The following is a 15,251-nucleotide window of genomic DNA, read 5'->3' as shown; positions in this document are numbered from 1 at the left end:
CCCTACTCCCCAACCAACGCCAAAAACGCTTCCTCATCTACTATCTTAACGCCTAAGCTTTCCGCTTTCGTCAGTTTAGATCCAGCCTTATCTCCTGCGAGCAGCGCAGTAGTTTTCGCCGAGACACTGCCTGACACCTTTGCCCCGAGCGCTTGTAGCTTGGCTTTGGCTTCGTCACGTGCCATGCTATCGAGTGCGCCTGTAATTACCCACGTTTGACCATCGAGTGGTTGATCAGCCGATGCGGTTTGCTCGACCTTATCCCAATGCACACCAGCTTCTCGTAACGCGGTGATGACTTCGATATTATGCGGTGCGCGGAAGAATTCATGTGCAAGCTCAGCAGTGATCGTGCCGACGTCTGGGGTTTGCAGTAACGCATCGATATCCGCTGCCATCAGGCTATCAAGATCGCCAAACTGCTGAGCAAAGTTTTGCGCCGTACCTTCACCTACACCGCGAATACCGAGCGCATAGATGAAACGTGGCAAGGTGGTCTTTTTACTGGCTTCAATAGCGCTGATGATGTTTTGTACAGACTTTTCACCCAGCTTTTCAAGGGTGATAAGCTCTTCTTGATGGTTATGTAATTGATAAATATCAGCGACCGTTTTGATGAGTCCATGCTCAAAGAAACTGATAAGCCAACGCTCGCCTAAGCCATCGATATCCATCGCCCGACGCGAGACAAAATGAATGAGTGCTTCTTGCTGCTGCGCTGGACAAAATAGACCGCCAGTACAACGCGCCAAGGCTTCACCTTCGGGCAGTAACACAGGAGAGTCGCATACTGGGCAGTTGCTAGGTAAAGTCACTGGCTCGCTATCGGCTGGACGCTGATCGTGCCAGACACGCGTGACTTTAGGGATGACGTCGCCTGCGCGGTGCACGCTGACCATATCACCTGCGCGCACATCTAAGCGCTGAATCTCGCCAAAGTTATGCAAGGTGACATTGCTGACGGTGACGCCGCCGACTTGTACAGGCTCAAGCTTGCCAACTGGCGTGATTTGTCCGGTACGTCCCACTTGCCACTCGATAGCGTGCAAGCGGGTCATGACGGTTTGGGCAGGGAATTTATAAGCGGTTGCCCAGCGCGGCTCACGAGATAAGTAGCCAAGCTGCTGCTGCAATGCTAAGTTATTGACCTTTATCACCATACCGTCAATTTCAAACGGTAGTTCATCACGCATCTCGATCGCTGACTCATAGTAAGCTTGTGCAGCGCGCGGGTTTTGCACGACCTCAAAGTCACTGACCGTAAAGCCAATCTCTTTTAGCCATTCCAAAGCAGCTGATTGGGTCTCGATTGAGCTGGGCAACCCTTGATTGACTGAATAAGCGTAGAAAGCTAACGGACGACTGGCTGCCACACTTGGGTCTAGCTGACGCAAGCTGCCAGCTGCCGCATTACGAGGATTGGCAAAGGTCTTTTCCTCTTTTTCTACTGCCAAACGGTTGAGACGCTCAAACCCTGCCTTGGGCATCAATACTTCACCGCGTACTTCTAATAGCTCGATATCAGCGGCCTCAGCTAGCCAAAGTGGCAAGTTACGAATGGTTTTGACATTTTGGGTGATGTCCTCACCCGTTTGCCCGTCACCGCGCGTCACCGCTTGGACAAACGCACCCTGCTCATATTTAAGCGAGACGGCGAGACCATCAAGCTTTAGCTCCATCTCATACTCAGCATTGCGCTGCGCCTCACTCAGACGGTCGTTGACGCGGCGCATAAAGCTGCGCATACCATCATAGTCGAACACATTACCCAGCGACAACATCGGTACATCATGAGTGACTTGGGTAAAGGCAGATAGCGGCACATCGCCGACTTGATTGATCGGGCTGTCTGACTGTATCAAGTCTGGATACGCTTCTTCGAGCTCTAACAGTGAACGACGCAATTGATCATATTCACTGTCTTCTAGGATGGGATTGTCGAGCACATAATAGGCGTAGTTATGCTTTTTGATGGCATCAATAAGTGCGCGCATTTGCGCGACAATATCTGTATTGCCATCAGCTGAATTTGGCATATTTAAAGTAGGTGGCTGAGGGATTTCTGATTGCGAAGTTTGGTTTTTAGAGTTATTTGGTGAGAGAGAGTCAGTCATAGTTGGCGTCTTTTTTTGCAATTCAAGATGCCGATATGATAACAAGTTTGCAGGTTGCTCGGATATAATTTTGCAGCAAATTAGGACAATTGAAAAAGGCAAATAACGTAAACAAATGACGTTATTTGCCTTTGACAGTATTTGGCTATGATAATGAAATGATAGAGAGTGACAGTTTTTTTAACAGATAGCCTTGAGATAGTGTTTTTAAAATTTATCGCAGTTAGATACCATAATCGCGAACTTGATTGCGCAGCTGCTGCTTATATTCAGGCGTGATCGGCTCATTACTTTCATCAAGTATCATCGCATTTAGGTCATCAGCCATCATGTAAGCAATGCTCATCATACTATCGAAACTGCGCAGCGCTTGTGGGTGCGGCAGTGATAAAAACACCACCACACCGTCATAAGTGTTGGTCGCTACGTTATGTGGATCAAAAGGTGCGATACCACTATCTGTGATGCCCATCATACTAAACCACAGCATACCCGTGCCGTCTTTTTGTTCATAGCGATGGAACATATTCATCGCCCCAAAGCGCAGACCATATTTATCAATTAATGTGAGCAAGTCACGACCTCGAATAACCATTGGCGGACGGTCACGATACTGATGCGGCAAGATGGTGATATTGATGTTGTCTTTGGCATTGATGAGTGGACCGTTTTGCGCTTGGTCAACTGGCTCTAGCAGATGTTGGTCAAGTATCGGGCTATTATCGTCGAAGCTTGGCTCCTCTGCCGTATCAATGACTGGCATCAAGCTGTCAGTGGCGGACATAAGGCTAGAAAACGCATCAGGCTCTTGCTCACTATCAGTCTGTAGTTGGTTAGCCACTTCTACAAACTCCGCATCGTCTTCGCGACGTTGCTCAGCCTGCCAGCGTACATAATCCTCATCATCTACGTGCTCATTGGCGTGATTCATATCGCCGCGACCTTGCGTCAATTGTGCATCGACATTGGTATGAGCCTCGGTGACTGGCTCATCTTCGATGACCGCATTCAGATAGTCGCGGTTGGGAGCAATGGTCGTCTCGCCAGCGACTGTATCTTCTAGATCTGGCTGATCGACGATATTGCGCTCATGGCGCGGTATGATTGGAATACCGTTTTTATCATAATTGACCACCAAAGGCTCAGGGCTATTGCGACGCTTAAAGCTGCGAATGACCATAAACAGGCCTGCAAGCACAATAAAGGCAGCAATGGCAATCAATACAAACTGAATAGCGGTCATGAGAAACACATCCTAATAACTATGATAAAAGGGAATACACAAGAGGTTATAAACGGCAATAGTCTAGCATGGCTGACTATCATCGTCACCATATAGCAGCCGTTTATAGTACGCTATTTATTATGGCATTTATTACAATAAATGTTGTTATATCAACGTTAACGTCAGTGCCATGTTCATTAATCCTTATAAACATGCTCTAACCTCAATTACTAATCCTAACCCTCAACATAACTTGCAGCTTCATCAAGTGAGACGCTGACCAAGGTAGAAATGCCAGCGCTTGGCATCGTGACGCCTTTTAGCTCATCAGCAATCTGCATCGTCAGCTTATTATGACTGATAAAGATAAACTGCAAATCGTCTGCTAGTTCATGAATGAGACTGGTAAAGCGGGCGACGTTGGCATCATCAAGGGGTGCATCGACTTCATCAAGCACACAAAAGGGTGCGGGATGCTGCTTAAATATCGCAAAAATTAAACTCAGCGCTGTCAGGGTTTTTTCACCACCTGAGAGTACAGCCAGGCGACTATTACGCTTGCCTTTTGGTTGTGCCATCAAGGTTAGCCCTGCCCGCCACTGCTCTGATTTTGGTGCATGAGCAGGCATATCGTCAGTATTTAGCGTTAGGCTTGCTTGCCCACCACCAAAGACTTTGGCAAATAAATTGGCAAGCTCATTATTGACCGCGTCAAGTGTCTGCATAAATAGCGTCTTGGTCGTCTCATCAATAGAGGCAATCGCCTCGGTCAACGTCTGCATACTGGCAGCAATATCTTCTGTCTGCTGCGCCAGCGGCTCTAAACGTTCATTGACTTCAGCCAGCTCTGCAACTGCCGCTAGATTAACCGCGCCAATTTTACTCAGCTGCTGGTCAAGCTTAGCATGCTCGCTCTCAAGCTCAGCGACTTTATCTGGACGTACACGGCGATCATGAGCGATAAAATCCGCTAATAAATTTGAGACACTAATCGGTTGCTGTGGTAACTCTTCATCAGTTTTGTATCTATGCCTAATGCTATAGTAAGCTTCTAAAGCCTCTTGCGTATGAGTACTGGCATCGTCTAAACGTGCTGCGCTTAATGCCAGCTCGGTAGCGTGATGTGCAAGCTCGCTTTGTTGAGTCTGCAATGCGTTTTGCAAACTGTCTAGCTCGACCTGCTGCTGACTATACTCCCCTTTAAGCGCCGTTAATGCCGACTCACGCTCTGCTAATACTGCCTGCTGTTCATCGCGTACTGTCTGCGCTGTGTGCAATGCTGCTTGCAGTGCTGGCATCTTGTTTTGCTGCTGCTCATGACGCGCCTTTAGACTTTGCTCGTTTTGTAGTGACTTATCATGTTGCTCACTCGCACGGGTAAGACTATTAACGCTATGCTCTAAACGCATCTCGCTTTGTTGCGTACGCAGCTGCAATGCTTGCCAAGCGTCCTCATCCGTCTGACGTGTGCGGGCAAGCTCACTACGTTCGGACTGCAACTGCTGACTCAATGTCCGAGCATCCACTATTTGTGGCGTTAGCGCCGCTATCTCACTTCGAATATGTTGCTGCTCATGATTGAGGGCTTGCAATTCTTGCTCAAGCTCTTGTTGCTCTTGCTCAAGGGCAACTTTATCAGCATTTAGACGCTGGCTGTCTGCTTGTAGACGCTCAGCGTTGGCGCGCTGCGTGGTAAGCTGCTGCTGATATTGATGCTTATCGCGGGTTAATTGCTCAGCTTGCGCGCGAGTTTCTTCTAAGCTGATCGTCAGTGCATCATAGTTACGCTGGTTATTCGCAATGGTCTTTTGCTGCGCTTGTATTTTGGTTTCAAACTCATCAAGCAAATCTTCTAACGCCTGCAAACGGCTTCGCTGCTGTAAGCGCTGCGTTAAGAATTGGTTATTGCTATCGTTTTGACCATCTTGCGCACCAATAAACTTATTGAGATTAATCGTACCCTGACGACTGATAATCCAGCCATCCGAGGTTAGCAGAATTGCTGACGACGACAATACTTTTAAAATATTGGCCAAGGCTTCAAAATTATGTTCATTATTCGTTTCAGGTTCTGCGATATATAAATAACATTGTTGCCAAAGCGCTAAGTTAGGTGCAGTAATTAACTGTGATAAAGGCAGTACTTTATCAACCAAGCTATCAGGCAATGGGCTAACAAATAAATTATCTCTAACCTCACTTTGCTTAGCAGATAGCCACAGGCTATGGCCACTTTCTATTGAAGAATTGTCCTGTTTATTAATCTGTTCGTTTTGCGCATTCTGATAAGTGAACAAATCCGTTAAGTCATGCTCAAGCGCTTGCCATAAGCTATTCGCTTTTTCAACATCGCCGTTAACTTTTTCATTACTTGATTGTTTAGAAACCAGCACATGACTATCGAGCCATAACGCCAATACGCTATCAAGTAACTCTGCGTGCTGCTGACCTTTCGCGCTTAACTCAATCTGCTCACGTAAGGTGGTGATAGCTAAGTCGTTATAGTCGTTGGCTATTTCATTTTCTAAATCAGTTTTTAAATTGTCAGTTCCTGAAATAGATGCTTGCTGTTGCGATTTTGGTGTGGGTTTAGGATGTAATATCTGATGTAGAGTATCGTACTCACCTGCTAAGACTGCGTGACGTTTTTCATTCTCACTCAACTCGCGTTGCTGAGTTATCAAGCGTTGTTGTAAATCATGCGCTTGCGGCTGTAGCTCAGACAGGCGCTCATCAACGCTATCTTGTTGACGCTCAATCTGCTGCAACTGTTTATTTAGCTCAGTCACTTGCATCTCTAATGTGCGCTGCAAATTGTTCGCATCAGCCTGCTCTTGCCCATCACCATCAGCCCTGTCAGCATTGGCAGCTAGTGCTAGTGACTGTTGTAGTTGCTGCCATAGTTTCTGCCAATTTTGCTGACGACGCTGCCATTTCTCATGGTTTTGCTGATGACGTTTTTGCGCTTGGCTATTAATCGCTTGCTGCTGCTCAAGCGTACGCGCATTATCTTGCAGGCGTGACAGCTGGTTTTGCGCTTCATGCCATGCGCGCTGCAACGGTTGCTCATTGCGTTTATACGCTTCACGTTTATTTGTCAGTTCAATTAGCTGCGGACGCAATTCTTCTAGCACGTTTTGCTGCTCAGCTTGCTCAGCTTTTAAACGCTCAATCTCATCGACTGCTTGCTCACGCTGCTGCTCTAAACTGACTAGTTGCTGTTCAATAACGGTTAGCTGCGACTTTGCATCACTTAGCTGGTGCTCAGCTTGTTGATAGCTTAGCTGCTGCTGATAATGGCTGCTTTGGGCATCGTCTTTTAGCCACTGTTCTTGATTGATATGGGCAGCAAGCTTATCTTGTTTGGCTTTTAGAGCCTCATAGCTGGCTTGTAATGTTGCGACCTCACTAGCGCTACGCTCATGAGCTATTTTTTGCTGCTGCTGATTATGCTTGGCTTGATACAGTTGCTGAATGGCAAGTTGCTGCTTGATATCAGCAAGTGTTAACGCTAGCTCTTCGTAACGCTGAGCGCTTTCTGCTTGCTTAGATAAGCGTTTTTGTTGGCTGACCAGCTCGCTTTGCATATCATGCAGACGCGCTAAGTTGTCTTGCGTTTTCTCGAGCTTCTTTTGCGTCTCTATCCTACGCGCTTGATAGCGAGAAACCCCTGCCGCCTCTTCGATAAATTCACGCAGCTGCAGCGGGCTAGATTCAACAATTCGCCCAATCATACCCTGCTCGATGACTGCATAACTGCGCGCGCCAAGCCCCGTTCCCAAGAATACATCGACTACATCACGGCGACGGCAGCGCGTGCCATTGATAAAGTAGTCTGAGCGTCCCTCCAGATTTACCTGTCGGCGGACTGACAGCTCATGATATAAGTTAAACTCATGGCGAATACCTGTCTGCTCGTCTTGCGTATGCTCAAAAGTCAGCTCGACACTGGCAAAACTTTTGGCGGATTTGTCTTGCGTGCCGGCAAAGATGACATCACTCATAGCTCCGCCACGTAACTGCTTGGCAGAGGTCTCACCAAGCACCCAACGAATGGCATCGATGACGTTGGATTTGCCACAGCCGTTTGGCCCGACAATGGCGGTGATGCCATGACGGAAGGTAAAAGTTGTTGGATTGGCAAAGGATTTAAAGCCTGCCAGCTTTAGAGATTTTAGACGCATGAATAATCAATAAACTTAGCGAAAACAGGCGGCTATTCTACCTGAAATTGTGACGAGTTTTTAGAGTTTGTGAGGAATGCTATAATATGGCTTAAAATCTATATAATTCATCTAAACACTAAAGATTAAGGAAATTCAGATGACTGATTATAATCCGCAAGAACTACAACAAAAATATGAAGAATGGTGTGAGCTACATCGTAAACAGCTTGAAGCGCAACAGCAGTTCTTAAAAGCTGAAGCATTGCAAAACGAATTAAAAGACTACTATCTAAATCCGCAATGGATGACGGATCGTGAAGCGGATCTGCCAATTGAGCACTCAGGTAAAGAGCACTCTATCTTTAGTGAAGATGCGCTATGGAGTATGCTCAGCGACCATGATGAGCTGGCACGAAAGTGGATGCGTTTGGGGCTTGATGCGATTGATAAGAAGTAACTTAAATCACCCCAATCCCACTCAACAACAATTGCCCGCCTGCAAATAATAACAACACCCCAAAGGCACGCTTAAGTGTTAGCGCAGGCAATACATGGGCAAGCTTGGCGCCAACTTTTGCCATCGCGAAACTGACAACTGAAATGCATAAAAATCCTGTGATATGCACAAATCCTATCGTACCTTCTGGCAAATTGACAACATCTTGCCCGAACCATGCAAACCCTGCCGCGCCTGCCAATGCAATCGGTAAGCCACAAGCCGCTGAAGTACCAACTGACTGTTTCATCGATAGCCCAGCCCAGTTCAAAAACGGTACGGTCAAACTACCACCGCCAATTCCAAAAATAGACGATGCCATACCAATGCCCGTGCCTGCGCCAAACTGCACACCAGCTGACGGTAACGGCTTACCTAGCTGCTCTTTGTTAGAAAAGAACAACATCTTTAAAGCAACCAATAACGCGCCGACACCGATAATGGCTTGCAATACCTTACCGTCAATCATGTCAGCAACACCCGCGCCAACGAGGCTACCGATGATCAAGCCCAACGCCATTTTGCGCCACACTTCCCAGCGTACACCGCCGCGCTTATTATGCGCCGTGAGTGAGCTAATAGAAGTCACTACAATGGTCGCAAGTGAGGTACCAACTGCCAAATGGGTCACCACTTCAGGAGGAAAATGATACGCAGTAAAAATCCATACCAATGCTGGCACGATAATCATGCCGCCACCGACGCCAAACAAACCTGCGCTGACCCCAGCAAACGCCCCTGCAATGACAAACCACACATATAACATAGCTCTACCTTTTATTATGGTTATTTTTATATGATAATAACCAGCGCCTGCGCGTCATTAGCATCTAAGTCGTGACAATTCTGCCGATGGCTGTCATTCTTAACAATGGCCTTAGTATATCAAAAGCTATCTCAAAGACTCGATTAAACATTATATGAACCTACAGCGACTAAATTTATGCCGTTATCTATATCTGTGCCGTCACCAGCCAATCCTTCCGTCCATTTAGCTGAGCTTACGCATCGTCATGTGCTCAGCAGCGCCTCTACCAATAGTGAGCTGATAGACGCTGTGCAAGATGGCACGCTGGATGCTACTAAGTTGCATCTACTAACGGCTGAAACCCAGAGTGCAGGACGCGGACAGCGAGGACGCTCATGGCAATCACCGCGCGGCAATGTTTATCTGTCGCTCTATCACCCAGTGCACATGCCCATTAGTGGCTTGTTGTCACTAATCATCGGCGTTGAGTTGGCAAAGATGCCTGTTATTCAAACGCTTAACGAGCAACTACGTGCGCAAGCGTTGGTACCTATCGGTGTAAAATGGGCCAATGATTTGGGATTTTATCACCCTCCATCTGAAGAAAATGAGTCCGTATCAGGCACGCAGGTTATTCAATTTAGCAAGCTTGCTGGTATCTTAATTGAGCCAGTAACCCAAGCTGGCAAGCTGGTGGGCGTGGTGATGGGAGTGGGTCTTAATGTACAAGCCACACCAAAATTAACCGCACAAACGTGTGAAGGCATGAGCTATCAAGCTATTAGCTTGCAAGATATTTATGGAATGCTGACGCCTGATAAACAGGCTACTAGCCTGCCAAATCTGCAAACGCTGTATCAGCAAATGAGTGAAACACTGGTTGCTGCCATCAGCCGCTTCGAACACTTGCATATAGAGAAGCCAACAGGTCACACTTATTATTTGCAAAGCTTCTTACAGCAATTTGACTCGATGGATGCGCTGGCAGGGCTGCGACTGCGTGTCACTCAAGACCATAGTGGCGATACCGATGTCATAACTGGACACGCCTGCGGTATTAATGAACATGGATGTTTGCAATTACGCCAAGATAACGGTAAGATTTCTACGCTTTTTACTGGTCGAATTGACGTTCTTCATAAGGCTTAAACTATAGACCCAACAGGCACTATATAAAAGGATTTTTATGCTCTGGTTAGATCTTGGCAACACCCGTCTTAAATACTGGCTGACCGATGATATTGGTCAGATAGTCGCACACGATGCCAAGCAGCATCTGCAAGCACCTGCGGAACTATTAATGGGTCTGACCGATCGATTTGAGCGCTATGCGCCTGACTTTATCGGCATCTCATCAGTGCTAGGTGATGAGCTAAACGTAAAAGTATCAGAGACTTTAAGTCGGCTAGATATACCCTTTGAGTTTGTGCATGTTGATGCTGAGCATCCTTTGATGAAGAGTGTCTATGACTCTAACCAACTAGGCTGCGACCGCTGGTTGCAAATGCTTGGCGCCGTCGATAAACAAAAGCGCCAATGTGTGATTGGCTGTGGTACGGCAGTGACTATCGACTTGATTGATCATGCTGAGCATTTAGGGGGCTATATCTTCCCTAGCATTTATCTCCAACGTGACTCGCTGTTTTCAGGTACCAAACAAATCACCATCTCTAACGGTACCTTTGATAGTGTCGGCCAAGGCGTAACCACCCAAGATGCCGTTCATCGTGGGATATTATTGTCTATCGTCGGTGCAGTGAATGAAATCAGCAGCCGTCATCCAAATTTTGAACTGATTATGACGGGTGGCGATGCTCATATCATTGCTCAGCACGTCAATCGTTCTGTCCGCATCCGTGATGATTTATTATTAAATGGTCTATCTCGCTATTTCGATCATAGAAAATAGTTATAATAAATAAGCAGGGTCATTTTAATGACTTTATACAATAGAAATAAAAAAGCAGTACGCTAAAAACGTACTGCTTTTTTGGTTTGATCTAAACGTAAGTATGTTTATACCATTTCCAAAAGTTAGAGTAACGCGGAAAACTTGTGCAAGCACTACATCATGTAGGCTTAGCAAGTTTGACAAAGTTAATCGAATTTTGGGAGTTGGTATTATTTGGTCTCGTTAAATAATTCACGACCAACCAACATACGGCGAATTTCACTGGTGCCCGCGCCGATTTCATATAGCTTGGCATCACGCCAATAGCGACCAAGTGGATACTCATTGGTATAGCCATTACCACCAAAGATTTGAATGCCTTCACCTGCCATCCATGTGGCTTTTTCGGCGCACCATAAAATCACACTGGCGCAATCTTTGCGCACTTCTCTACTATGACCTGCGCCGCGCTGATCTAACATGTCTAAATTCTTGCCGACGGTATATAAGAAGCTACGCCCCGCTTGCAGGATGGTATACATGTCCGCGACTTTACCTTGGATGAGCTGGAACTCACCAATGGCTTGACCAAACTGCTTGCGATCATGAATGTAAGGGACGACATTGTCCATCACGGCTTGCATGATGCCAATAGGACCTGCAGCCAATACCGCACGCTCATAATCCAGTCCACTCATAAGCACTTTAACACCTTCGTTTAAGTTACCTAAGATGTTTTCGCTTGGGACTTCAACATTGTTAAAGGTCATCTCACCTGTATGGCTACCGCGCATACCGAGTTTATCCAGCTTTTGCGCTGTACCAAAGCCTTCCATGCCTTTTTCAACGATAAATGCCGTCATGCCTTTGGCACCCATCTCTGGATTGGTCTTCGCATAAACCACCATCACGTCCGCATCAGGACCATTGGTAATCCACATTTTGCTGCCGTTTAGAATATACTTACCGTCTTTTTCTTCGGCTTTTAGCTTCATACTGACCACATCTGAGCCAGCGCCAGTTTCACTCATCGCCAGCGCACCAATGAATTCACCGCTAATAAGCTTGGGCAGATATTTTTGCTTTTGTTCCTCTGAGCCATTGCGTTTAATTTGGTTGATACACAGATTAGAGTGCGCACCGTAGCTCAGCGCCACGGACGCAGAAGCGCGGCTAATCTCTTCCATCGCGACCATATGCGCAACGTAGCCCATATCAGCACCGCCGTACTCTTCAGGAACAGTGATGCCATGTAGACCTAGGTCGCCCATTTTTTGCCATAGATCCATTGGGAACTCATCGCTGCTGTCAATCTCAGCCGCACGTGGAGCGATTTCTTTTGCGGCAAACTGCTGCACCACATCACGTAATGCGTCGATATCTTCGCCAAGCTGAAAATTTAATCCAGGTAAACTCATAACCATTCCTTGTATTTTGATGTTTTAAATCTTGAATTTTAATCTGTTTTTTTAAAGTAGTGTTAGTTAAGACTGACGCTTATTGATAATGGCACGTGCCACGCTTGAACCATTGCGGCGACCCAAAAACTCACTGATACGCTCGCCTGCCACGACCAATTTATCCAAATCAATACCAGTGTGGATACCCATTCCGTGCAGCATATAAACAACGTCTTCGGTGGCGACATTACCCGTTGCGCCTTTGGCATACGGACAACCGCCAAGCCCCGCCACTGAAGTATCAAACTCACTAACGCCCATTTGTAAAGCCGCTAAAGTATTACTGACTGCTTGACCATAAGTGTCATGGAAATGTCCTGATAACATGGCGATATCAGCATACTCTAAAGCAGCTTGTAGCGCGCGCTGTACTTTGAGCGGGGTACCAACACCAATGGTATCAGCAATACCAATCTGCTCTGAACCAATCTCAACCAAACGCTTAGTAACATAAGCCACTTGGCTAGGATCAATCTCGCCCTCGTAAGGGCAACCGACCGTACAAGAGATGACGCCGCGTACTTTGATGCCTTGCTCTTTTGCCGCAGCGGCAACAGGGGCAAAACGCTCAATACTTTCATCGATACTGCAATTGATGTTTTTTTGGCTAAAGGTCTCACTGGCTGAGCCAAAGATAACGATTTCATCAGGGCGGTGCACGATGGCGTTTTCAAAACCGCGCATATTGGGCACGAGTACCGAATAAATAACGTCATCACGCCTATGATCTGCAAGCGCGATCATCAGCTCACTGTTGTCGCCCATTTGCGGCACCCATTTTGGCGACACAAAGCTGGTCGCCTCAAGCTTTTTGACGCCTGCTGCGATCAAATCGTTGATAAGCGTTTGCTTAACCGCAGTTGGCACCGTCATGGACTCGTTTTGTAAGCCATCACGTGGGCTGACATCCACGATGGTGACGTGCTCTGGATACGAATGGCTCATGGTTATTATCCTTTCATTGTTCTTATGCTTCGGTTCTTATGCTTCGCTAGCTTCCGTGTCGATACGCAGCAGCTCATCACCATCGGCTACCAAGTCGCCCGCCGCAAATAACAGCTCTGCCACCACGCCATCAGTCGGTGCGGTAATGGTATGTTCGATTTTCATCGCTTCGATAACGGCAAGTGGCTCGCCTTTTTTCACGCTATCGCCGACAGCCACTTTAAAGGCAACGACTTGTCCTGGCATTGGCGATTTTAAACTACCAACAGCCGCGGACTCTTCGCCCACATGCGCCATGATATCAATCAACGTAATCTCATCACGCCCTTTATCAGTGAACACATAGACGGTCTCATTATTTACCCAGCTCTGAGCGCTGATGCGTGCGCCATCTAACCAGACAGTATGATTGTGTGCATCACTGCTAGCGTAGCTAACTTCACCTTTATAAACCGTTTCTGTCTGAGCGGCGACATTGACATTCTCTTGAGTATCGCTACTCGCGATCTCTTTTTCAATGACCAACGTAAAGCTACTGAGAGTATCGCTACCCTTTTTGCTATCAGCACCATTCGCATTGTGCCAATTACTAATGCGGGCGCTGTAAGCTTGCTCGTCATAAATCAAGCTAAACGATCTTGTATAGTCGCTATAAGCACGGAAGCCAGTAGACTTACTAAACGGATCTACATCTGTGTTTTGTGCTGTGTCTTCACTGGCAAGCTGCTGAGCAATGGCAGTCACAGCAAGCGTCGATAACTGCAGAGGATGCTGATTAAACAGCTCGTCCGCTTCACGCTCTATCAGTGCGGTATCGAGATTGGCTTGACTAAATGACTCAGTATTGAGAACGTAGCGCAAAAACGCCACGTTAGTCGGCAAGCCAACAATGCGTGTTTGTCCCAGTGCTCGATCAAGCTTAGCCAATGCTTGCTCGCGAGTGGGCGCATGAACGATAAGCTTGGCAATCATAGAGTCATAGAAAGGGCTAATCACATCGCCCTCACGTACGCCATCATCGATACGCACACCTGCAACATTAAATGTGCTGTGCTCAGGCTTTTGATAAGTAAATAAAGAACCTGTCGCAGGTAAAAAACCATTGTCAGGGTTTTCAGCGCAAATACGTGCTTCAATCGCATGACCATTGATAGCCAGCTCATCTTGAGACTTTGGTAATGACTTACCCGCTGCAACCAGCAGCTGCCACTCAACCAAATCCACACCAGTAATGGCTTCACTGACCGGGTGCTCAACTTGCAGACGGGTATTCATTTCCATGAAATAAAAATTCATTTTGCCTTCGCGCTGCTCAACGATGAACTCTACCGTGCCCGCATTGACATAACCGACTGCTCGTGCCGCTTCTATCGCGGCTGTCCCCATCGCTTCACGCATCGCCTCATCGACACCAGGCGCAGGGGATTCTTCTAACACCTTTTGATGGCGACGCTGTACCGAGCAATCACGCTCAAACAGATGCACATAGTTACCATGCGTGTCACCGAATACTTGGATTTCAATATGGCGTGGTTTTAGGGCGTACTTTTCAATCAATACTTGATCGTTACCAAAACTGGTAATCGCTTCGCGGCGGCATGAGTCTAATAGCCCCATAAAGTCGCTGCTCTGCTCAACGATACGCATGCCTTTACCGCCACCGCCAGCACTGGCTTTGATCAGTACAGGATAGCCAATACTATCCGCTTGCTGCTGCAAGAACTCTGCATCTTGATTGTCACCATGATAACCAGGTATCAGTGGCACGCCAGCCGCCTCCATCAAGCGCTTGGACTCAGACTTGCCGCCCATCGCACGAATCGCATCAGCTGATGGACCTATAAACACTAGCCCTGCATCCTGACAGGCTTGGGCAAAGTCCGCGTTTTCACTCAAAAACCCATAACCTGGATGGATCGCTTGGGCGCCAACCTCAAGAGCAATCGCAATGATAGCGTCGCCTTTCAGATAGCTGTCTTTGGGAGATGATCCGCCCAAATAAACCGCTTCATCACAGACAGCGACATGCTTAGCCTCACGGTCAGCATCAGAATAAACAGCGACGGTATTTACACCCAGACGCTTGGCAGTGGCTGCAACACGGCAGGCGATTTCACCACGGTTGGCAATTAGAATTTTAGAAAACATAACTATCCCTGTGTCTTGTCGTTTTTATCATTTTTATCATTGATAAATAATAAAAATA

The 15,251-nt window shown here is 47.0% G+C and carries 10 protein-coding genes; 3 read left to right on the top strand and 7 right to left on the bottom strand.

Annotated elements, in window-relative coordinates:
• Positions 1-2: 2 nt before the first annotated feature.
• The 3 genes from ligA to JMY01_RS01235 form a co-directional block, all read right to left on the bottom strand.
• A complete protein-coding gene (gene ligA / locus JMY01_RS01245) occupies positions 3-2,114 on the bottom strand; it encodes an NAD-dependent DNA ligase LigA (RefSeq protein ID WP_201573824.1) in 2,112 nt (703 codons plus the stop codon).
• Positions 2,115-2,337: 223 nt separating this feature from the next.
• Positions 2,338-3,357, bottom strand: a complete 1,020-nt coding sequence (locus JMY01_RS01240) for a cell division protein ZipA C-terminal FtsZ-binding domain-containing protein (RefSeq protein ID WP_201573823.1) — start codon at positions 3,355-3,357, stop codon at positions 2,338-2,340.
• Positions 3,358-3,575: 218 nt separating this feature from the next.
• Entirely contained in the window at positions 3,576-7,523 is a 3,948-nt protein-coding gene (locus tag JMY01_RS01235; protein WP_201573822.1) for an AAA family ATPase, read from the bottom strand.
• 139 nt (positions 7,524-7,662) lie between these two features.
• Between JMY01_RS01235 and JMY01_RS01230 the strand changes: the two genes are divergently transcribed.
• Entirely contained in the window at positions 7,663-7,962 is a 300-nt protein-coding gene (locus JMY01_RS01230; RefSeq protein ID WP_201573820.1) for a DUF4298 domain-containing protein, read from the top strand.
• Position 7,963: 1 nt separating this feature from the next.
• Here the strand turns inward: JMY01_RS01230 and JMY01_RS01225 are convergent, their stop codons facing one another.
• Positions 7,964-8,767 (bottom strand): sulfite exporter TauE/SafE family protein, encoded by an 804-nt coding sequence (locus tag JMY01_RS01225; protein WP_201573818.1) that lies wholly within the window; start codon positions 8,765-8,767, stop codon positions 7,964-7,966.
• 177 nt (positions 8,768-8,944) lie between these two features.
• Here JMY01_RS01225 and JMY01_RS01220 point away from each other — a divergent pair, with 177 nt between their 5' ends.
• On the top strand, positions 8,945-9,898 hold the full coding sequence (locus tag JMY01_RS01220) for a biotin--[acetyl-CoA-carboxylase] ligase (protein ID WP_201573816.1): 954 nt from the start codon (positions 8,945-8,947) through the stop codon (positions 9,896-9,898).
• Positions 9,899-9,935: 37 nt separating this feature from the next.
• A complete protein-coding gene (locus tag JMY01_RS01215; RefSeq protein WP_201573814.1) occupies positions 9,936-10,658 on the top strand; it encodes a pantothenate kinase in 723 nt (240 codons plus the stop codon).
• Positions 10,659-10,870: 212 nt separating this feature from the next.
• Here the strand turns inward: JMY01_RS01215 and JMY01_RS01210 are convergent, their stop codons facing one another.
• From JMY01_RS01210 to JMY01_RS01200, 3 genes are all read right to left on the bottom strand, one after another.
• Complete coding sequence (locus JMY01_RS01210; protein WP_201573812.1) at positions 10,871-12,058, bottom strand: isovaleryl-CoA dehydrogenase; 1,188 nt, start codon at positions 12,056-12,058, stop codon at positions 10,871-10,873.
• A 66-nt stretch (positions 12,059-12,124) separates the two neighbouring features.
• Positions 12,125-13,045 (bottom strand): hydroxymethylglutaryl-CoA lyase, encoded by a 921-nt coding sequence (locus JMY01_RS01205; protein WP_201573810.1) that lies wholly within the window; start codon positions 13,043-13,045, stop codon positions 12,125-12,127.
• Positions 13,046-13,081: 36 nt separating this feature from the next.
• Positions 13,082-15,193, bottom strand: a complete 2,112-nt coding sequence (locus JMY01_RS01200) for an acetyl/propionyl/methylcrotonyl-CoA carboxylase subunit alpha (protein ID WP_201573808.1) — start codon at positions 15,191-15,193, stop codon at positions 13,082-13,084.
• Positions 15,194-15,251: the final 58 nt, after the last annotated feature.

It is taken from the genome of Psychrobacter sp. H8-1 (genome assembly GCF_904846575.1).
Classification (GTDB): domain Bacteria; phylum Pseudomonadota; class Gammaproteobacteria; order Pseudomonadales; family Moraxellaceae; genus Psychrobacter; species Psychrobacter fulvigenes.
This window is presented reverse-complemented; position numbering and strand designations above follow the sequence as displayed.